Origin of the sequence: Corynebacterium sp. HMSC070H05, from assembly GCF_001837615.1 — a bacterium.
GTDB classification, from domain to species: domain Bacteria; phylum Actinomycetota; class Actinomycetes; order Mycobacteriales; family Mycobacteriaceae; genus Corynebacterium; species Corynebacterium coyleae.
Genome location: NZ_KV833282.1, coordinates 43,733 through 64,150, shown reverse-complemented (window position 1 = coordinate 64,150; position 20,418 = coordinate 43,733). Strand labels below are relative to the sequence as shown.

Here is a 20,418-nt window from a genome sequence, read left to right as displayed (position 1 = left end):
ACTATGCACCACATGAACCGTTGGATCGTCGCCGCCCCATTGTCGGTGTTGTGTGGTCTGGCGTTTACCTACCTGCACGTGCCGGCTGCGTGGATTCTCGCTGGCATCGTTGGTGCGGGTTCGGTGGCGATTGCTACCGAGCGCGACCTGCCGGTCAACGAGCACCTGTTCACCCTCGCCCGCGGTGTGATCGGCGTGGTGGCGGCGCTACCTTTGGTGGGAATTCCCCCAGGTGATTTGCTGCCGTTCTTGCTTCCGGGCCTGCTTGCGGCGGTGCTGGTGATTGCGGTGGCATTCTTTGGTGGCCTGGTGTTGGCAAACCATGGTGTCTCCAGGAAGACGGGCGTACTGTCATTGCTGCCGGGAGGGGCGTCGCTGATGCCGGCGCTGGCTCGGGACCTCGGCGCGGACATGCGCTACGTCAGCCTGAGCCAGTACCTGCGCTTGCTGACGGTGTCGATAACACTGCCAGTGGTGGTGTCATTTTTGGATGCGCCCGCCGCCGGCGAAGTCATGCACCTCAAACCCTACTGGTGGATGTGGCTGCTGGTGCCGGCACTGATCGGGGTGGGAATTCCACTCGGCAAGGTTTCTCGGCTGCCCAACCCGTCCATTTTCGGGCCGATGCTGGTCACGGTACTGGTTGGGTCGTTCGCGGACTTCACCATTGTTCCCCCGGAACCACTGAGCATTACGGCATTCCTAGCGCTTGGCTGGATGTGCGGCGGCGGCCTGTCCGTGCCGGCGTTGAAGGCGTTTTCCAAACTGCTGCCGGCGACGATGGCCTACATCGTCGGCCTCATGGTGTTCTGTGCGGGCATCGGGTGGGTCGTAGCCAAGTGGCTGGGTCTGACCCTCTACGAGGGCTACCTCGCCACCACACCCGGCGCGCTCGAGACCGCGCTCGCCCTATCCGCAGAAGGCGGAGCCGGGCCCGCCGTGGTGGCACTGCAGCTCATCCGGCTGATCTGCGTGTTGATCTTCGCCGGGTTCGTCCCCCGAATCCTGAAACGAATCGAGCGAGACGACTAGTGCAGGATCGCGTGGGCCAGGATATCCATCGGCATTGAGCCCAGGCTCAGCGCCTTCGTGTGGAACTCGTCCTGGGTCATGCCGCGGCTGAGGGCCTGGTCGCGCAGGTCGATCCAGTCCTTGAAACCCAGGGCATACGACGGGGCTTGGCCCGGCCAGCCCATGTAACGGTCCAGCTCGAAGGCCAGGTTGGCTTCCGCCATGGCGGTGTTGTCGCGCAGGAAGGCCTTGGCGTACTGGGCGTCCCACACGCCGGTGCCTTCCGGGGTGGTCTTCTTCAGGTGTACGCCGATGTCCACCATCACGCGCGCGAGGCGCAGACGCATGGAGTCGAGTAGGCCCATGCGGTAGCCGAGGTCTTCGCGGTAGCCATCCATGAGGTGCTCGGCGTAGAGCGCCCAACCTTCGCCGTGGGCGGAGTTCCAGCAGACGGAGCGTCGCCAAATGTTCAGTTCACCGCGGTTGAGCAGGGCGTAGGCGTGCTGCAGGTGGTGGCCCGGGATGCCCTCGTGGAACACGGTGGTCAACTCCTGCCAGGTGTGGAACGTCTCCTGGCCTTCTGGGACGGACCACCACATGGTGCCGGGGCGGATCATGTCGTCGCTTGGCGGGGTGTAGAAGATACCGCCGGAGCCGGCGCGGTCGATGGCGCACTCCACCGGGGGCATGCCCTCGGGGATCGGGAACACGTTGGCCACGTCTTCGTTGACGCTGTTCATCCAGGCGAGGAGGTTGTCGGTGCCGTGGATGGTGTAACGCTCGTCCTGGTTCAGGTGGCGGTATGCGGCGGCGACGGAGTCGTCGTCGTAAAGCTTGCGCGCGATCTGCTTCTGCTTATCGACGGTGCGCTTCAGTTCCTCCTGCGCCCAGGCGTAGCCCTCGTCGAGGTCCACATTGCGGCCGTGGAAAAGTTCGGCGAACAGTTCGTAGCGCTCGCGGCCCACGGCATCGTCGTGGGGCGACTTGGGTCCGAGTTCGGTGGAGAGCCAGTCGGCCATCTGTGTGAACGCGGCCTTCGCCTCTTCGACGATCTTGGACTCCGGCGGGAGGCCCAGTTCGTCGAGCTGGGAGTCGCTTTCGCCCAGCGCCTCGCACTGGTTGATCACGGCGTCGATCTGGCGGTGGGATGCCACATCGCCGGCAGAGGCAGCCTCTGCCAGGGATTCGCGGTAGCCGGCGAGCGCTGCCGGGATGCGCGACATGCGGGCGGCGATGGCGTCGAAGTCCTGCTCCGTCACGCGCGGCATCAGCGCGAACGAGTCGCGGATCTCCTGAATCGGCGAGGCAATGTTGTTCAGCTGGCGCAGGAGCTCGCCGCGGTGGTGAAGCTCGAGCTTCATACACAGGCGGTCGCGCAGGATGGCGGCTGTGAGGTTGTCTACGTCGTCGAAGTCGTCTTCGTCGTCGGAGTCATCGGTGGAGTCGTTCAATGCGTCAACGTCGGCGATGAGGTCGCGCATGCGGTCTGCGACCCGGTCCCAGTACTCGGGGGAAAAGTCCTGCAATTCGCCGTCGTGGCCATCGATGCCAATTTGGGTTGCCAGCGTGGGAGAGATGGCTGCGAGGTCGTAAACGAAATCCTCGCAGGTGGCGTCGAGAAGCGACGGCTCGCGCATGGGTTGGCTCATGCTGGGCGATTGTATAGGAGCTGGCCAAATGGACAATTCGTCGCACCATCCAGTAAATATATTCATCATGACTTGGGCTTCGTTTTCTCGTCCTCGTACTCCCGCGGCGAAATGCCTGCACCTCATTCGCCTGCAGGAACTCACCTCCCGCAGCGAGCTCGTCCGCGCGACCGGCCTGTCCCAGCCCACTGTCACCCGCGCAATCGCGGCGCTTGTCGACGCCGGATACGTCACCGAACGCAACGACCTCACCCAATCCCAAGGCCGCGGACGGCCCACCATCCCCCTCGAACTCGCCGAAACCACCGAAACGCACGCGGGTGTGTCCGTGGGCACCGACTCCACCTACATCGCCCTGTTCGACCTCAAGGGTCGCACCCTGCGCAGCGTGGACGTGGACCTGCCGGTCTCGCGTATGAGCGAGGACGACTTCATCCAGCACATCATGGCCGGCCTGAACAAACTGACCACCAGCGTCGGCCGCCCGCTAGCCACCGTGGGCGTGACCACATCCGGCACGGTGCGCGGCAGCGGCGACGTCTACGCCCCCAACCTCGGCTGGGACGGGGTAAACATCGGCGATCAGATGCGCGAGCAGTTCTCCGTGCCGGTGCAGGTCACCTCGATTTCCAGCGCGATTGTCGGCTCTGAGATGCAATCCACCGCAGACCTGGACACCCCGTCGGTCATGGCGCTGTTTGCCGACGACTCCCTCGCCTGCGCCATCTCCAGCCCCGAAGGGGTCAACCCCATCGAGGTCGAGCAGGGCGAGCTGACCACCCAGGGCCTGCTGGACGCCATCGATGTGCCCACGATCCGCACCCTGCGCCAGGCGGTGGAGGACGCCGGGGAGGCAACCCGTTCCGCGCTCGACAGCCGCGCCCGCGGCCTTGGCACGCTCGTGGCTGGGCTGTGCTCCGACCACTGCCCCAACACCGTGGTTGTTGCTGGCAGTGCGTTTATCGACGACCCCCTCGCCTCCGCCCCCTTCGCCCGCACCGTCCGCGAACATACCTCCGGCCCTATCGATCTGCGCCTGATCCCTAGCCACAAGGATGTGGTGCGCGACATCGCCCGCGCCGTGGCGTTGGATTACGTGCTTCGCGAGCCCCTGGCGGTTGCGGGGGCGTAATGCGCAAGGTCGCCTGGGTTATTCCCCTGCTGCTGGCCGGCTGCTCCGCAGAAGTTCCGGTTGAGCCGCTGCAGACCGAGGCAGTACCGACGCAGACGCAGGAGCAGTATGAGGGCCTTGAGGGGGTCGTCGCAAAGATTGAGGAGGCGACAAACACCGAGGTGGGCGTCGCTCTTTACGACGGCACCACCCTCACCCAAGCCGGCTCCCTGGACACCCTGCCGGCCTGGTCCACCATCAAAATCCCCATCGCACGCGCCGCCGAACGGCACTGCGAATACGACCACGCCACCATCGCGGACTTCACCCAGGCCTCCATCGAATGGTCCGACAACGACTCCGCCCGCGCCCTATGGGACTGCATGGGCGACGACCTCGAAGCCGCCAAACTCGTCGGCGAGGAAATCGAAAAAGCCGGGCCGCACGTCAACGTGCGCAGCGCGTTTGGCACCACCAGCTGGACGTTCGCCGACCAGGCTAAATACGCCCACTACTTAAGCACCCGCGACCAATCCCAACCCGTCCTGGCGGACATGCGCAACATCACCGAAGACCAGGCCTACGGGCTCGGCCAGTTGGGGGTTCCGTTCAAAGGCGGCTGGTCAGACGTGGAGGAAGACGGCTCCTGGCACACCCGCCAACTCGGCTGGATCAAACACGTTGGGGTAGCCATCGGCGCGCGCAGCGCCGACGGCAGCTACGAGGACACCATGGATGCCCTCGACCAAGTCGCCGAGGCTATCGCCCCATAAACTTATCGGCGATCGGGCGCAGGTATGGCTCGATGAACTTCACAATCGCGGCCAGGATCGACAGCACCGTCAACACAATGCCCACGGTCCGACGCACGTCGTCCGGCGACTTATCGCCGACACCCGCGAAGACCAACTTCTTCGGCGTGGTGTTCGGGGTTTCGTTGCCATCCGCCGGACGGTGCAGAACCACCTTCTGGGAACCCTGCGGCATGGATTCCACGTCGGTCGGCTTGTATCCCACCACCGCAGCCGATGCCTCGCCCTCAGCGGTGACCGCACCGGCGAAACCGACACGAGTCACGGTGGGGTTCAGGAACGTGTGCAGGTGGCCGGTCATGCTGTTCTTGTCGTCGGACCACTTGCCGTTCAGACGCTTCAGGTCCGCCAGCTCGCCATAGCCCCACCCCTGCATGGCGCGGCTCATGTTAGCCGTGCTGTGCAGGTTCGCGCCCCAGCCTCCTTTGCCGCCGATGGTGGCGGTGTCCTCCGGGCCGCAGTTGTCCGTACACGTTGCGTTGAACGGGCGGACGTGCGCGAACTTCTTCGCCGCCTCCACCGCACGCTGCAGTGCGATCAGGTTGTAGCCGGTGTCCAGTTGCACCGCGTTGACGTACTTCTCGCGGGTATCCAGGCCCTGTTCTGCAGCAACCGTGCGGAGCGTTTTTCCGTCGTACGGCACGTTCTGGTCCCACATGTCGCCGCGGAGCTTGCGCAGTTCACTGATGCCGGTTTCCGCATCGTTGGTCAGGTTGAACTTCGTCTCAAGCGCGATGACCTGGTCGGCGGGCTGGTTGAGTTCCACGCCGGTAACGGGGGCCGGGTCGGCTGAAGCTGCGGGGGCGAGAGCGAGTGCTGTGGCTGCCGCGGTCGCTGCGGCGTATAAACGGATGCGCATAACCCGAGGGTAGCGCGTACCACGCCATAAAGAGCACTGGCACGGCAATGTAAAGGAACTGCGGGGCGCCAGGCCAGAGCACCACCGAAGCGTACGGGGCCATCAGCACCATGAGCGCCACCGAGCCGTAGCGTTCGAAGACGAACACGCCAAGCGGCACGATCCATACCCAGTGGTGGTACCAGGAAAACGGACTAACCAGGCACGCGGTCAGGCCGATGAAGGAGACGGCGAGGGGTGCGGGGGCTCGTCGACAAGCAAGAAGCGCAAGGATGGTCACGGCGGCACACAGCGTGAGCCACAACAGCGTCGAATCCATCCCGGCGCGGGCCAGCACTTGGCGTATGGACTGCGCCCCCGGATTCTCGTCCACCCCAATCCGTTGCGTGCTGAAGATCGCGCGCGTCCAAAAGTTCGGCGCGTCCACCACGTTCATCCCGCTCGCCGCAGTGCACACAAACGTGAACGCGGCAACGAATGTTGCTCCCCACCTGCGCTGATAGATCAACAACACAATGAAAAACGCGGGCGTGAGCTTGATCCCCGCAGCCAGGCCCGTCCCGATGCCCGGCAGCCTGTTCTTCGGCAGGAAATCCAGGCACACCAGCCCCATGAGCAGCAGGTTCACCTGCCCGAAGTACAGCGTGCCCTGCACCGGCTCCGTGCACAGCACGAAAAAGGCCACCAGCGGCACCACGTGCTTCTTGCTTATCGACGACCCCCACACCACCCCGGCCAACACCACCACACTGGCCAACTTCCAGGCGACGCCGAACCACTCCTCGGTTGGCAGCCACGAAAACACCACGCCCGCAAACGGCGGATACGTAAACGGCAAGCCCGGCAACAGGTCGTGCGCATAGAGCGGCAGGTGGTCCTTCACCTGCTGCCCGCCCAGCACGTAGACGTGGAGATCACTTGGGTAGGCGGTGGAAAACGCAGTCTCCAACGGCGTAGTGATGTAACGATAAACCGCTACTGCAAGAACAATGAGCAGGAGAATCACAAGTCGAGCCCGTCCAGGATCGCATCCATGGCGTCAGCGACGTCGGTGCGCCACAGCGTGTCCACCTTCGTATCCGCACGCCCCGGCCCGCCATTGATCACAGCGGTAGGTTTGCCCTGCTTCTTCGCATCCAGAATGAACTTGTAGCCGCTCATCACCGCAAGCGACGTGCCAATCGCAACCACACCCGTCGACTCCGCCAGCCACTGATCGGCCTGTGTTCGCGTGGCCTTTGGCACGTTCTCGCCGAAGTAGACCACGCTAGGCTTCAGGCGCTCCGAACCACAGTTCGGGCAGGTGATCATGCGGAAGCGCTCCACGTCCTCTTGGCGCAGTTCCACGTCGCCGTCCGGGTTGATCATCGTCCCGACCACCTCGACAGAATTGAAGTAGTTGGGGTTGGCGGCGGTGAGGAGGTCGTCGATAAGCGATCGCTCATGCATCACATTGCAGTCCAGGCACACCACATGCTCCATATCGCCATGCAACGCAATCACGTTTCGCGAGCCCGCCTGTGTGTGCAGTCCATCGACGTTTTGCGTGACAATGCCACGAATCAGGCCGGCCTGCTCGAGCTCCGCAAGCGCAAAATGCGTCCGGTTTGGCCGCGCCGCCCGCATGAACTGCATACCGACGAACGCACGCGCCCAATACCGACGCACCTGACGCGGCGAATGCGCGAACTCCTGAAACGTCATCGGACGGCCCTTGGTCAAACGGCCGGTTTCGGAGCGATAGTCGGGAATGCCCGAATCCGTCGACACACCCGCGCCCGTGATGACCAGCGTTTTTGGGTTCCTTAACTGTTCTATGACGCGTTGCTGCGCGTTCGGGGTCGGCGTTGCCGTTTCCTTGACCACCCGCTCAATCGAACGCACAGCGGACCGATGCGCCATCGCAATCGCGGGGTCGTCGAAGAAAGTTTCCATCGCCAGGCAGTGTACAAACCACCTAGGATTTCCTGCATGGGGGAATGGAAAACCGAAATCAGAACCAACCTTGTCGACGTCCGGGGGCAGACATATCTCAGCAGCGACCTGCTTCGCCTATCCACGTCACACGCGCTGGCGCGCCGCTCGTTCGACGCCTTGAAGGTCCACCAGCAGCACTGGGCCCGGGCCTACTGCGCGGGCCTTGCCGTCCACGCCGCCGTGATCACCGGTCGCGCCTCCGCGTACCTCAACGACATGTGGGTCGTGAACACGCCGCTAGACCAGGTCGCGCTGGTGTTGCCGTCGGTGCCACGGCGCTCAACATGGCCCGCCGGCGTGCGCTACGTGCAACGCACACTCCCCGCCTCCCGGATCCGCCGCGGGGAAGCCATGTCCACTACGTCACCATTGCAAACCTTTCTGGACATTGCCCGCCTCGACGGCTTCACCCACGCACTCGTCGCCGCAGACTGGCTCGTCCAACGCGGTGGCTTCACACCGGCCCAGCTGCAGCACCTCGTCGAAACTGAGCCGCGCTTCCCAGGCAAACCCGCCGCCCGCCTGGCCGCGCAGCACGCGTCGACCCTGTCCGAATCCGCACCCGAGGCCTACGCGCGCGCTTTGCTCATCGAAGCCGGCATCACCGACGTCCGCGCCAACGTCACACTCACCCGGTGGAGGTACCGCGTTGACCTGCTGATTAACGGGTGGTTGGGAGTTGAGATCGATGGGCGCGTGAAGTACGACGACACCACCTTCGGCCCTGCGCACAAGGCACTTCTCGACGAGAAAACGCGCGCCGACCGCCTCGGCAACGCCGGCCATCCCCTGCTCCGGTACGCGCCGCGCTACCTGGAGGAGCACCCCGAGGAGTTCGTCGGGGCGGTGCGGGCGCGCCTCGAACTTGGCCGTTAGGTGTGCGAGGTTTTGTTCATATGCAGGGCTCGATATGCGTAAGTGCAGGTCAGCGCGTTTTCAGAAATTTCGGCCAATTTTCCGCAAAACGCCGTGACCAGGGGTTACGCATATCGAGCCCTGCATATGAAGCCGCGAAGGGCCTACCGGAACGGGACCTCACCGATCGTGCGGCGCAGCTTCCGGGTCCGGAGACGTTCGGGGCGCCGGGCAAGCTTCTCCATCGCACGCACGGCACACATGACGTGGGCTTCCTTGGAGTTGGAGTAAAACGCCTGGGCGCCGGCGGGCAGTTTCGGCACGGCATGCAGCGGCAGGTCGGACACCGCGAGCAGGGCGCCGTACGGGACGCGATAACGGTAACCGTTGGCGGCGATTGTGCAGGACTCCATGTCTACGGCTGCGGCGGTGGATCCCCGGAGCCATTCCCACAGGTCCTGCGGGTCTTTCCACTCCCAGTTCCGGTCGCCGGTGGACAGGACGGTGCCGGTGCGCATCAACGACGTGTCGTCGCCGTACACCTTGGTCACGGCCTTTTCCAGGGTGCGTTGCACTTCGGGGACGGCGGGGATGGGCAGTTCGCGGCGCAGGTAGTCGTCGAGAACGTGGTCGTGGCGTTCGTAGGCGTTGCCGAGGATGAGGTCGCCGATGCGCATGCGGGCGTCCAGGCCGGCGCAGTGGCCGATCATGATCCACGCTTCCGGACGCAGAACGGCCAGCGAGTCGGTGATGGTTTTGGCGTTGGAGGGGCCGACGCCGATGTTGATCATGGTGATGCCGTCGCCGTTTTCGGTGATCAGGTCGTAGCGCGGCATCTGGAACTTCGACCCCAGCTCCAGGTCTTCGAGCGCGACGGTGTCGGAAACTGTTTCGCCGGAGGGGAGGACGAGGCGGGTGTAGCGCGAGTCGGGGTCGGAAAGTTCACGCAGGCCGAAGCGCACGAATTCGGTGACGTGCATGGCGTAGTTGGTGAACAGGATGTAGCGCTGCAGGGTGTCTACGTCGATGCCGGTGTAGTGCTCGAGTCGCGCGATGGCGAGGTCGAAGCGTTGCGGGCCGAAGTGGAACAGGGGTTTTTCCGGACCGTGGAAGGCGTCCCAGTGGCCGTCGACGATGGCGTCGTGGACGTCGTCGAGGGCGGGTCGGGGCAGGTTGCGTGTTTCGTCGATAGGCGGTGTGCCCTTGATGTAGGCGGGCGGGATGACGATATCGGAGTACTCCACACGCATGGAGCACGGATAGTTCGAGGTCAGCGCCTCGAGTTGGGCGGTGAGGTAGTCCTCGAGCAGGTCGGGGCGGGAGAGGACGGCGGAGTAGGTGCCGGCTTTGTCGACGTAGCCGAAGGTTTTGGAGCGGTCGATGGGGCGCCATTCGAGCACGTCAACGGTGAGTTTGGGGTAGCGCACTTCCCCGTAGCGTTCGAAGTCCCCGGCGCGTGCAATGTCGCACGACGCGTTGTACAGGGCTTTTAGCTTTTCGACGACCTCACGTACCTGGTTCATACCCCGCCAGGCTACTCACGAATGAGCACGCGGCGCACGGCTTCGGCGCGGCGACCAAACTCCTCTGCGGGAACGCCTTCGCGGATGCACTGCTCAATGAGTTGCTGCATGCCTGCGATGTAGAACCGGGCCATATCGTCGACAAGCTTCATGTCCGCGTTTTCCCAACGGGCGGCGCGGGGCAGGAGTTGTTCGCGCATGGTGGGCAGCATGACCTCGTAGACCTGGTTATCCAGGAGGCTGTGGATCGGCGAGTCGATGATGCGCGTGGCGGCGGTGTAGTGACCAGCGGTCGCCTGTGCCAGTGCAGTGACCGACGCTTCAAAGTTCTTGTCAATGCTGAATCGTTCCGCGAAACTGCCGTAGGCCGCCAAGACCCACTGCGCTGCGGTGGCGAGCACGAGGGCGTCGCGGTCCTCAAAGTGCTGGTAAAACACCTGACGGCTCACGCCTGCTTCTTTCACGATTTGCGAGACGTTGAGCTCAGCGACTTCGTAGTCGTTGAGGAGGCGCATGGTGGCGTCGATAAGCGCCTTTCGCGTGCGCAGTGCACGCGGGTCTTGGCTGTCCGAGCGGCGGCCCGGGAGGGTAGTTTCAGTCATCCCATGTCTCCAAAAGATTTCCGACATTAGTGTTATGTGGTATGAGCCTAACCGATGACACCCTGGAACTGTTACATGCCCTTATTAGAAATAGATGTGTCAACAATCTCACGACAGATTCTGGACACGAGGAAAGAAACGCCCGCACGCTGCAGGAATTCTTCGGGGATACCCGTGTAGACGTAGAACGCTTCGAACCCCATCCGGGTCGAGTTTCCGTAGCGTTTTCCATCGAAGGCACCGACCCCAACGCTGAGCCACTCACCCTTTTGGGCCACACCGATGTCGTGCCCGTCGACGAGGATAAATGGACAGTTGACCCGTTCGGGGGTGAGATCAAAAACGGCCGCATGTACGGGCGCGGCGCCACCGACATGCTCTACATCACCGCCGCCATGGCCGCCGCTGTCCGCGACGTCGCCCTCTCCGGCACGCAACCCAAAGGCACCCTGACCTTCGTGGGCTGCGCCGACGAGGAAGCCCGCGGCGGCCTCGGCGCGGCGTGGCTCGCCGAAAACGCATCCTTCTCCTGGGCGAACTGCTTATCCGAAGAGGGCGGCTCACACCTGCCCGTGTCTGACGGCTCCGACGCGCTCGTGATCGTCGTCGGCGAGAAGGGCGCCGCACAGCGCCGCTTGACCGTGCATGGCGACGCCGGCCACGGCTCCGCGCCGTTCGGCCGCGACATGGCGGTAACCAAGATCGGTGAGGTCGCGCGCCGCATCGCCACCATCACGCCCGAGGTGCGTAGCGACGACATCTGGGAGGGCTACGTCCGCGCCTGGAAATTCGACCCCGACACCGAAGCGGCCCTGCTGCGCGGCGAAGGCTACGAGACGTTCGGTCAGCTGCAGAGCTACTCCCACGCCATGAGCCACCTCACCATCTCCCCCACCGTGCTGCGTGCCGGCGAGGCGATCAACGTGTTGCCGTCCGTCGCCTGGATGGAGCTCGACATCCGGCCCTTGCCTGGCCAAACGCAAGAAGAGATCGACGATCTGCTGCGGGAAGCGCTCGGCGACCTTGCCGACGAGGTGGAGATCACCCACCTCATCACCGAACCCGGCACCGTCTCCCCCACCTCGGGCCCGCTTTACGACGCCATCGTGGACACCTTCCACGAATTCTTCCCCGACGTCCCCGTCGTCCCGACGATCGCGGCGGGTGGATCCGACCTGCGCTTTGCTCGTCGTAAAGGTGGCGTCGGCTACGGATTCGCCCTCCACGGGCGCGGCGAAACGCTGGGGTCTGTTCTAGGTGAGCTCCACAGCCACGACGAATCCGTCTCCCTCGAAGACGTCGACCTCACCGTCCGGGCGTACCGTTCCCTGATCCGCCGCTTCGTCGGGGCGTAGTTCCGCCATTTCGGTTCATATGCAGGGCTCGATATGCGTAACCGCTGGTCACCGCGTTTTCCGAATTTCGGCCACAATTTCTCGAAAACCCTCCTACCTGGACTTACGCATATCGAGCCCTGCATATGAAGGTTTCACGCCCTTCCAAGGCTCGCACCACCTGTCACATCTGCCCCATCCGTGACATACTGTCCCGCATGAAGTTTCGTACTCTCGCTATGACCGCGGCGCTGGCCGGCACGATCGCCGCCGCGCCGACCGCCCAGGCTGACGCCATCGACGACACCCTGGCGAAGCTGCCCGCGGGTCCGATCTCCTGCGACCAGGCCTCCCGCTACTGGACCAATGACGCCGACTACCAGCAAAAAGTCCGCCAGGCGCGCACGATCGCGATGTTCGACCGTCGCGGCCCGCAGATCCTGGACGCGCTTTCGCGTGTCGACGAAGCCGCGAACCGCTGCGGCCTCAAAGGTACAACCGGCGGCAACAACAGCAACTCCAACAACGCCAACAACGCTGCGCCGAAGCAAAACGCGCCCGCGCAGCAGCCAGCACCTGCCCAGCAACCAGCCCCGCAGCCAAAGCAGCAGCCGAAGATTCAGCCGCAGTTCCCGGAGCGCATCAACCTCACCCCGGCTGGCGTGCCGTCGGTTGATGTGCCGGTCGCGGGCGTGACCACGCTGCAGTTGCCGGACCTGCTGAAGATGCTGCAGGACGCGTTGGCGCAGATCCTGGCTTACTTCAACATCCAGCTGTAAAGCTCGTTGCCGTCGGCGTGGATGCGCACGCCGGGCGTGGGGTCAAGCCACAGGTCAGTCTGGAGGGTGTGTTCGCCGTCGGTGCAGGTAAACGAGATCGTTTCGTTGGTTTTATCCAGCACCTCAACGCGTGCGCGTGTGAGCCATGCGTTGCGACGACGCACCCCAATCAGCTTCTGGTACTCCCCATAAATCCAGCCGCCCAGGGGTGAGAGTTCCGCCGGGGTGGCTGGCAGGGCGGGGCGGACGGCGTCGTCGGCAGACCAGCCCTCGCCGCGCGTGCCGGTGAAACCTTGCTCGTCTCCGTAGTAGATCGATGGCATACCAGGCACGGTCATCAGAATCGCGGCGGCGAGGACGAGTTTGTTGGTTCCAACCGTGGAGGCGATCCGGTCAACGTCGTGGTTGCCAATGAACGTGTTGGTCAAAAGGTCTGCGGGGTGGCGTTCGAGGGCGTGGGCGAGTTCCCAAAAGTTGGCGTCCACAAGCGATGACCAGGTGGCTTTCCATAGTTCATACTGGGTGACTGCGTCGAGCGTGCCAGCTGCGGCGATCTCTGCGTAGTCGCCGTGGATGACCTCCCCGAGGAACATTGCGTCAGGGAACTCCTCGCGAACGCGGGAGAGCACGTCGCGCCAGAATTCGGACGGGACGGCGTAGGCGACGTCGAGGCGCCACCCCGCGATGCCGCGGCGCAGCCAGTGGCACATGATGTCGACGACCGCATCCCGGATCTCTCGCTCGTCGTGGTGGAGTGTGGCCAGTTCGTTGTGACCCTCCCAGTCCGTGTCGCCGGCAAGACCTTGCTCAACCCAAGGGTGGGTGCGGGCCACGTGGTTAAAGACCCCGTCGAGCATTATGTTGATGCCACGGGTTGCGCAGGCGTTGATAAGCCAGTCGATGTCGGTGTCGTCGCCAAGCCTTGCGTCAATGCGCAGGTGGTCGAGGGTGTCGTAGCCATGGGTGACCGACTCGAAAATGGGACCGAGCAGCAGGCCATTGCAGCCGAGTTCGACCAGGTAGTCCAGCCACGCCTCGAGTCCGCGTAGGCGGTGTGCGGCATCTTTAGTGTCGCGGATCGGCGCGCCGAGCGCGGCGAGCGGGTAGACGTGCCACCAGATTGTGCGATCCAACATGTGCCCGAGCCTACGCACCGAGCAGCGCCAGCGGTACGACCGCGATTCCGTCGGGGCGGCGGTAGGCGCGGGTGCCGGTGGTGAGGATCACCGCGTCCACAACATCGTCCGGGAGTTTCTCGCGCAACCAAAGCAGGTGCTTGACGTCGTCGTCACCCACGTTGGCGGCCAGTTTGACCTCCAATGCCACGATCGCACCGTCTTGGTCCTGCGCAATGAGGTCGACCTCTCGATCCCCTTTGACCGTGCGGAAGTGGCCGACGGTACCGAAGGATGCTTGCGCCGCTACCCGCACGGTGAGGGTGGCGAGCGACTCGAACAGTGGTCCGAGCAGATAGTTAAACCGCCCCGTGAGTTTCGCAGCTGGAATCTCCAGCAGACGCAGGACAAACGCTGGGTCCGCAAGCTGGTGTTTCGGTGCTTTCGCGAGGCCAGCGAACGGGGAGCGTCGCATATCCCAAGCTGGCACGGGGTCCAGCATCCACAACTCGGCGAGTTTTTCTCTGTACACCATCGTCGTGGATTTAGCGGGTTTGTTGGTTTGTCCGGGCGTGGCTGCGTCGAGAATCTCCTGGTAGCTCGTCGTCGTGGAGCTGGCTGCTGCGTACGCCGCTAGCCAGTTCATCAACGCTGTTGGGTTGCGCGCGGTGTAGCCCTGCTCAGGGAGGTCGCGATCCACCACACGGGTGAGATAGGAGTCCAGCTGCTGGTTGCGGAGTACCGGTGGCGCTTCATAGAAGCCCGGGAAGCCGCCGGACGCTATCGCGTCAATGTAGTCTTTCAGGGTTTTGTCGGTCTCGCCTGCGATGGTTGCGTCACCTTGAAAAAGTTCGCGCATGCTTATCGACGACTCCCAGCCACGCCGTTCAAACAACGCCAACGGTCTCATTCGCATTGACAAGATGCGCCCTGCTCCGCTGTGAGTATCAGTCCCGGCTACGGGAGTGGCTGAGCCGGTCAGGAGAAAACGCCCGGCGGGAGCACCATTATCCACCGCCCGCCTGACGTAATCCCAGGACTCGGGGTGGCGCTGCCATTCATCGATCAAGATCGTGCCATCAGGGCTTGCGGTGAACGCCGGATCCGAGGCGAGAACTCCGGCACCCTCATCCGTGTCGAGCTTGAGCACCGTCGACGCTCGCCGGCGCGCAGTTTCGGTTTTGCCGACACCTTTCGGCCCCTCAACCGCAATAGCAGACGCATACGGAAGGAGCTGGTCAAGTTGGGTGTCTACGGCCCGTTGCAGGTATCCCATAGACACGAACCATACCAATTTTCCGTCGTGAATCGGTCGTTTTTTCCGTCATGAATCGGTCGAATTTTCCTCCCTGCGCCCGATGAGCGGCTGCAGGCCCTTGGCAATGCGTTCCTTCCATGCGGAGGCGATTTCTTCGTAACCGCTGTCGTGGGGGCGCATGCCGCGGTGGGTGAAGTTGACCTTGGTTTTGCCGGACTCGTCCTCTTCGATGTCGAAGATAAGCGACGTGTCGTCCCACTCGTGGTCTTCCTTGGGGTTGTCGGTTGGTTCGACGTCCCAGACGATGCGCTTGCCGTCGTCGGCTTCCTTGACGGAGAAGCCGACGTAGCGGTCATCGTCGGAGTAGTGGAACTCGGAGCCTTGTTCGGCGGCGTCGCCTTCGACGCGTTCATCCCACCAGGTTTTGGGTTTGGTGATCGCTTGGTAGACCTCTTCGCGCGTGGCGGGGACGGAGAAGGAGGCGGTGAAGTCGCGGATGGCTTGGGCTGTGGTGCCGTCGGCAAACTCGTAGTCCGACAGCGTGTGGTCCGGGTCGTAGATGGAGATGTTGTAGCCCTCGTCCCGGTACTGCATGAGGCCGTCTTTGATCAGGTCGCGGCCGGCCTTGTTAAATGCGGTCACGCCAGAGACGTCAAGGATGAGGTTTGTGCTGGTCAGGCGACGCTGGGAAAGACCACGGAGGATCTTCTCGGCAGAGGTGAACGTGATCATGCCTTGTAGTTCGACGATTTCGGCGTCATCGCGGCGTTCGATCCGGCGGATGCCCGGCGCGAAGTAGAAGTTCGACGACAGCAGGTTCAGGCCCATGGAGCTGGACAGTTCCTGGAAGATTTTTACTCCGCGCACGGAGTTGCCCTGTTTATCCAGGCGCGGGCTTAGCGACGCAATACCTAACTGGCCCGGCAACGTCCCGATCAAGCCACCGGCCACGCCTGACTTCGCGGGGATGCCGACGTTGACCATCCAGCGCCCGGAGGCGTCGTACATGCCGGCGGAGACCATCACGGCTTGGGCGAGTCGGGCCGCTTCCGCCGAGACGATGCGCTCCCCGGTGACGGGTTGGATGCCGGCGTTGGCAAGGGTTGCCGCCATCACCGCGAGGTCCTTGACGGTGGCCAGGATGGCGCACTGGGCGATGTAGGAGGCGACGGCGTCGTGGGCGTCGTCGCTAATGGTTCCAGCTTCACGCAGCATGTGGGCGAACGCCTTGTTGCGGTCGGCAGTGGCCTTTTCGGATTCGAATACCTGCTGGTCGATGCGCAGTTCGCGGCCGGCGAGGCGGGAGAAGTAGGCGCGGATTTTCTCGCTGCGCTGCTCCACGGGGATGTCGGGGCCACCGATGAGTTGGTTGACGGTGATGGCGCCGGCGTTGATAAGGGGGTTGGCGGGCCGGCCTTCGCTATCAAGCGAAAGTGCGTTGAAGGCCTCGCCGGAGGGCTCGACGCCGACGTGGGTGTGGACCTCGTCGGGCCCGTACATGTCCAGCGCGAGCGCGTAGACGAACGGTTTGGAGATGGACTGGATGGAAAACTCGTAGTCGCAGTCCCCGACCGCGTAAAGCTGTCCGTCCGCAGTGCAGAGTGCGAGGCCGAGCTTGTCGGGGTCAGCGTGTTTGAGCACGTCGATGTAGTCGGCGCGGTGGCCGGAGTCGTGGTCGCGCACGGATTCGACGATGTCCTGCAGGTATTCAGTCACTGGCGAACGCATGCCGCAAGTGTAGGACCTGCGGAGGATACTAAGGCCGCTTGGTCAGACGGGCCCCGCACTCCCCTGGCCGGTCGTGGGGGCGCAACTGCACCTTGAAGCCGTCGAGGCTTTCCTCCAAGAACCCTTCGTGCAGCGCACAGATGACCGGGGCAGGGCGCTTGCCACTCTCCGTGATGAAGGGACAGGCGTTGAGGCCGAGTTCCCGCACTTTCCGCGTTGTGGCGTCGGGGCGGTGCAGCGGATCGAAGCCCATCTCCCGCAGCATCTCGGCGGTCTGTCGCTCCGCACAGTCCAGGTCTGTTGCGGTACCGCTTTCAGGGCGGGCGTTGATCCGGTTGGCCCATTCGCGGCCGATGGCCTTAGCGGTGGTGGCGGTGGCGTCGTCAGGCAGTTTGCTCGCAAGCACCTCCACCAGTGCCACAATTGCGCGCGATGCACTGCTCGTGCGTGCAACCCGAGCGGTGTACACGTGCGACGGGCGGCCCCTGCCTGATCCGGTAGCGACGTGGCGGCTGACCACGCCTGCGCTCATCAGTTCGTCGAGGTGGCCGCGCACTGTGTTGGGGTGCATGCCAAGCGCCTCGCCGATCTCGGCGACTTGGACTCCCTCAGGGTGGCGCTGCACCTCGTGGAACACGTCGACCTGTTTCGCGGTCAGCCGGTGAACGGCTGCGATCAGCTCACCAGATGGTCGCGGTGCATGTCTGCGTTCCATGCGCATTCTCCTGGACGTGTTACGGGCATTCCTGAAATTATATGCCTTACTGAGTTGTACTCCAATTTGATTTTCGCGAGTCGTACAATGAGTGTTACGCAAACTCACTACTAAGGAGCCGTCCGTGGCGCGCAACACCCACATCGCAGCTTGGTCCGTGGTCGCGGCCCTGATCACTGGGACTGCATCCGCAGCAACACTCCTGGCGCCTGCCCAAGGCGAGCTTCCAACTGGCGACGACGTCGTCCACGTTGATGTGGACATCGAAGGCATGCGGTTTATCCCCGACCGTGTCGAGGTTCCACGTGGCACCAAACTCGTGGTCAACCTGACAAACTCCGGCGACAAAGAACACGACCTGAAAGTTGGCGAGGGCTACTCGGGACGACTCAGCCCCGGCGAGAGCGCGAGCGCCTATTACGGCGAGTTCAACGTTGACACACTCGGCTGGTGCACCATCGCGGGACACAAGACGATGGGAATGCTCTTTAGGGTCGACGTGACGCCTTAATCAGCGCAACCTGCGCCTTTACCGCGCGGGTCAGCAGCGGGATAAACGCCACAAGCACGCCAAACACGAGGAAGGACAGGACAATCCGCGCGTAGGAGTTGTTCACCGCAAGCCATGCCAAAAGGGCCACGTTGAATAGGCCGACGCGCAGGTAGGCACCACGGTTGAGTTCCCGCAGTCCGGACTTTACCGCTGCTGGACCGCCGCCCATCATGGTTGGCATGAGGTAGCTCATCGCGCCGATGAGCAGTTGTGCTGCAAACCCGAGCAGCAGCGGCAACGTTGGAATGTCGGCAGATCCGCCGAACAGGCGCACTGCGTACCAGGTCAGCCCGCCAATCAGCCACGCAACCGCGAACAGGGCCGATAGCGCTGGGTAGGTGATGCGACCTCGGGGATCGCGAAGCACCGTCAGCGCGTTAACCACAAAGCCCTGGTAGAGCCACGCCCAGCCCGCAACGATCACCATGGTGCCGATGCCGGTAACCACGGACATCCGCAGCAGCGCACCCGCGACCGCCACGGTGACGCCAGCGCCAGCGAGCACCAGTGCCACACCGACCCTCCCCACGGCGCGCGTGCGCCACATCGCGGGAAACAGCACGCTCAGCGCGCCCATGGCTGCAAAGCCGACGAAGCCGCCAACGTTGATGAACATGTGCGCCTGGCGCACCGCACCGTGCCACTGACCAGGCAGTCCGGCCGACAGCGCCGCGCCGAACAGCGCACCGACCGGCAGACAGCACGCCGAGGCCACGAAGCCGTACACACTCGCATTGCTTCGTTGCGACGCCCTCACCTGCCCCGCCAACACCACCGCATGCCACGCCACCACAATGCCGACGACCAGCGCGCCGACCCAGGTCAGCCAGTACCACAGCAGCATCTGGCCAATCAGCGTTGCGACGATGCCGGCGTTGAGCAGATAGGTGCGGGTGAGCTGGGCGGGGCGGGTGGCGTCGTCAAGCTTGCGCCCCAGGAAGCGCTCAGTGAGCGTCTGCGACCACAACAGGATCGAGTTTGTCAGAATGCCCAGCGTAAAAATGTGGATGAGCAGCCACGATCCCTCAGGGATGAACGGGTGGACAAGCCCCACGATGATGAACACGCCCATCCAAATGCTCACCGGCTTGGAGGCTTTGCGGTGCCACGCCCGCGGATTCATATCAGGCATTGACCGACCCCGACTTCGGGTTGTCGCGGAAGCACCACCACGTGGCCGCCGCGAACACAACCGCAGATACGGCCAGCACGAACAGCACATTCTCGTACGACTCGGTGTACGTCGCGCCACCATCCAGACCCCGCTGGAGCAGCGAACCGGTCAGCGCGACGGTGGTCAGGGTGCCGAACTCGTAGGAGACCTCCTCCACACCCGCCGCCATGCCGGAACGGTTCATCGGAGCCGCGCCAATGATCGCAATCGACGACACACTCATCACCGAGCCCACCGCAAAGCCCAACACCGCAAGCGACACAACCTCGAACAGCACGCTATGCGACGACGCGCCCACCACCAGCAGACCAGCCCCCACCACCGATAACGCGAAACCACCAGCGATCAACGGCATGAAGCCAACCTTGTGCAAAAACGCACCACCGAGCGTCGACGCGGGAATGGCGGCCACGGCCATGGCGACGACGGTGGTGCCGGCCTTCAGGGGCGTAAATTCGTCGACAAGCTGCAGCTTCTGCGTCGTCATCAATTCCGCGCCCGCCATGATGAACATGCCACCCGCCGCGGCAACAACGCCGCCGGTGAACATGCGGGACCGGAAGATGTCGAAGGTGAGCAGCGGGTCATCGAGGCGCGCCTGACGCCGCACAAACAGCCACGAGCCCAACACGCACGCCACGATCGAGCCGACCAGCAGCGCGACGCTTTGGGTGTTCGCAGCCTGCTTGATCGCCATCGTCAGGCCCGACAGCGCAACCAGCGAATACAGCGAAGATATGACGTCCCACGCCTTGTTCGGATTCGGCAGATTCGGCGGCGCCAGCCACACCGTAAGCACGAGCGCAAGCAACACAATCGGCACGTTGATGAGGAACACCGAACCGACCCAGAAGAACTCCAGAAGCAGACCACCAACCACCGGTCCGAGCGCGCCGCCAACCACGGCAACCGCGCCCCAAATACCGATGGCAAGGTTGCGCTCACGCTCGTCGGAAAACGTCAGACGGATCAACGCCAACGTCGCCGGCATCATCACAGCCGCACCAACACCCAACATGGCGCGCGCCGCGATCATCTCAGCCGTGCCCGGCGCGAACGCCGCACCCAGCGACGCCACACCGAAAATCCCGAGACCGATCAGGAACATCTTGCGGTGGCCCACCCGGTCCCCCAGCGTGCCTGTGCCAAGCAAAAGGCCCGCAAGTGCAAGCGGGTAGGCGTTAATGATCCACAGGCCCTCGCTGGGACCTGCGCCGAGACTACGTTCAAGCGCGGGCAACGCCGTGTACAAAATTGAATTATCCAGCCCGATCATGAGCAGGCCGAGAGATACAACAGCAAAGAAGCCCCAGCGCTGCGCGGGTGTGCTGGTGGATTCCATGCGGGGAATACTACCGCGCGG

At 63.6% G+C, this 20,418-nt stretch carries 19 protein-coding genes; 7 read left to right on the top strand and 12 right to left on the bottom strand.

What is annotated here, in order from left to right; all coding sequences use genetic code 11:
- Positions 1–12: 12 nt before the first annotated feature.
- Positions 13–1,032, top strand: coding sequence for an AbrB family transcriptional regulator (locus HMPREF2617_RS01855; protein WP_141743404.1), 1,020 nt, complete (start codon positions 13–15; stop codon positions 1,030–1,032).
- Here HMPREF2617_RS01855 and HMPREF2617_RS01850 read toward each other — a convergent pair.
- Positions 1,029–2,660, bottom strand: a complete 1,632-nt coding sequence (locus HMPREF2617_RS01850) for a DUF885 domain-containing protein (protein ID WP_246821670.1) — start codon at positions 2,658–2,660, stop codon at positions 1,029–1,031. The genes HMPREF2617_RS01855 and HMPREF2617_RS01850 overlap by 4 nt on opposite strands.
- A 67-nt stretch (positions 2,661–2,727) precedes the next feature.
- Between HMPREF2617_RS01850 and HMPREF2617_RS01845 the strand changes: the two genes are divergently transcribed.
- Positions 2,728–3,792, top strand: coding sequence for an ROK family transcriptional regulator (locus tag HMPREF2617_RS01845; RefSeq protein ID WP_070839406.1), 1,065 nt, complete (start codon positions 2,728–2,730; stop codon positions 3,790–3,792).
- On the top strand, positions 3,792–4,544 hold the full coding sequence (locus HMPREF2617_RS01840; protein WP_083323155.1) for a hypothetical protein: 753 nt from the start codon (positions 3,792–3,794) through the stop codon (positions 4,542–4,544). Before HMPREF2617_RS01845 ends, HMPREF2617_RS01840 begins: the two co-directional genes overlap by 1 nt.
- Here the strand turns inward: HMPREF2617_RS01840 and HMPREF2617_RS01835 are convergent.
- From HMPREF2617_RS01835 to HMPREF2617_RS01825, 3 genes are read right to left on the bottom strand one after another with little or no spacing between them, the layout of a single operon-like run.
- Positions 4,531–5,349, bottom strand: coding sequence for a CAP domain-containing protein (locus tag HMPREF2617_RS01835; protein WP_070421974.1), 819 nt, complete (start codon positions 5,347–5,349; stop codon positions 4,531–4,533). The genes HMPREF2617_RS01840 and HMPREF2617_RS01835 overlap by 14 nt on opposite strands.
- Entirely contained in the window at positions 5,309–6,448 is a 1,140-nt protein-coding gene (locus HMPREF2617_RS01830) for a glycosyltransferase 87 family protein (RefSeq protein WP_070839400.1), read from the bottom strand. Before HMPREF2617_RS01830 ends, HMPREF2617_RS01835 begins: the two co-directional genes overlap by 41 nt.
- Positions 6,445–7,377, bottom strand: a complete 933-nt coding sequence (locus tag HMPREF2617_RS01825) for a Sir2 family NAD-dependent protein deacetylase (protein ID WP_070839397.1) — start codon at positions 7,375–7,377, stop codon at positions 6,445–6,447. Before HMPREF2617_RS01825 ends, HMPREF2617_RS01830 begins: the two co-directional genes overlap by 4 nt.
- Positions 7,378–7,413: 36 nt before the next feature.
- On the opposite strand from HMPREF2617_RS01825, the gene HMPREF2617_RS01820 reads away from it, so the two are divergent.
- A complete protein-coding gene (locus HMPREF2617_RS01820; protein ID WP_070452012.1) occupies positions 7,414–8,295 on the top strand; it encodes a hypothetical protein in 882 nt (293 codons plus the stop codon).
- Between the two features lie 143 nt (positions 8,296–8,438).
- On the opposite strand, the gene amn is transcribed toward HMPREF2617_RS01820, so the two are convergent.
- Together amn and HMPREF2617_RS01810 are read right to left on the bottom strand one after the other, a co-directional pair.
- Positions 8,439–9,797, bottom strand: a complete 1,359-nt coding sequence (amn, locus tag HMPREF2617_RS01815; protein ID WP_070839394.1) for an AMP nucleosidase — start codon at positions 9,795–9,797, stop codon at positions 8,439–8,441.
- 11 nt (positions 9,798–9,808) lie between these two features.
- Positions 9,809–10,399 carry a TetR/AcrR family transcriptional regulator gene (locus HMPREF2617_RS01810; protein WP_070421969.1) on the bottom strand — a complete coding sequence of 197 codons (591 nt, stop codon included), beginning with the start codon at positions 10,397–10,399 and terminating at the stop codon, positions 9,809–9,811.
- A 41-nt stretch (positions 10,400–10,440) separates the two neighbouring features.
- Here HMPREF2617_RS01810 and HMPREF2617_RS01805 point away from each other — a divergent pair, with 41 nt between their 5' ends.
- Positions 10,441–11,754: a M20/M25/M40 family metallo-hydrolase gene (locus tag HMPREF2617_RS01805; protein WP_070839393.1), complete on the top strand. Its 1,314-nt coding sequence runs from the start codon at positions 10,441–10,443 to the stop codon at positions 11,752–11,754.
- A 197-nt stretch (positions 11,755–11,951) separates the two neighbouring features.
- On the top strand, positions 11,952–12,512 hold the full coding sequence (locus tag HMPREF2617_RS01800; protein ID WP_070839427.1) for a hypothetical protein: 561 nt from the start codon (positions 11,952–11,954) through the stop codon (positions 12,510–12,512).
- On the opposite strand, the gene HMPREF2617_RS01795 is transcribed toward HMPREF2617_RS01800, so the two are convergent.
- The 4 genes from HMPREF2617_RS01795 to HMPREF2617_RS01780 are packed head-to-tail and all read right to left on the bottom strand — an operon-like array spanning position 12,491 to position 17,472.
- Complete coding sequence (locus HMPREF2617_RS01795) at positions 12,491–13,648, bottom strand: alpha-amylase family protein (protein WP_070839385.1); 1,158 nt, start codon at positions 13,646–13,648, stop codon at positions 12,491–12,493. The two genes, HMPREF2617_RS01800 and HMPREF2617_RS01795, sit on opposite strands and share 22 nt — an antisense overlap.
- 10 nt (positions 13,649–13,658) lie before the next feature.
- The gene (locus tag HMPREF2617_RS01790; RefSeq protein WP_070421966.1) at positions 13,659–14,903 is read right to left on the bottom strand and encodes an ATP-binding protein; all 1,245 of its coding nucleotides are present in this window, start codon (positions 14,901–14,903) and stop codon (positions 13,659–13,661) included.
- Positions 14,904–14,951: 48 nt separating this feature from the next.
- Complete coding sequence (locus tag HMPREF2617_RS01785; RefSeq protein ID WP_070839366.1) at positions 14,952–16,613, bottom strand: glutaminase; 1,662 nt, start codon at positions 16,611–16,613, stop codon at positions 14,952–14,954.
- A 28-nt stretch (positions 16,614–16,641) separates the two neighbouring features.
- A complete protein-coding gene (locus HMPREF2617_RS01780) occupies positions 16,642–17,472 on the bottom strand; it encodes a MarR family transcriptional regulator (protein ID WP_371441284.1) in 831 nt (276 codons plus the stop codon).
- On the opposite strand from HMPREF2617_RS01780, the gene HMPREF2617_RS11975 reads away from it, so the two are divergent.
- The gene (locus tag HMPREF2617_RS11975; protein ID WP_070839361.1) at positions 17,453–17,839 is read left to right on the top strand and encodes a cupredoxin domain-containing protein; all 387 of its coding nucleotides are present in this window, start codon (positions 17,453–17,455) and stop codon (positions 17,837–17,839) included. The genes HMPREF2617_RS01780 and HMPREF2617_RS11975 overlap by 20 nt on opposite strands.
- On the opposite strand, the gene HMPREF2617_RS01770 is transcribed toward HMPREF2617_RS11975, so the two are convergent.
- A complete protein-coding gene (locus tag HMPREF2617_RS01770; RefSeq protein ID WP_070820021.1) occupies positions 17,817–19,013 on the bottom strand; it encodes a hypothetical protein in 1,197 nt (398 codons plus the stop codon). The genes HMPREF2617_RS11975 and HMPREF2617_RS01770 overlap by 23 nt on opposite strands.
- Positions 19,006–20,397 carry an MFS transporter gene (locus HMPREF2617_RS01765; protein ID WP_070421960.1) on the bottom strand — a complete coding sequence of 464 codons (1,392 nt, stop codon included), beginning with the start codon at positions 20,395–20,397 and terminating at the stop codon, positions 19,006–19,008. The genes HMPREF2617_RS01770 and HMPREF2617_RS01765 overlap by 8 nt, the downstream gene beginning before the upstream one ends.
- Between the last annotated feature and the right edge of the window lie 21 nt (positions 20,398–20,418).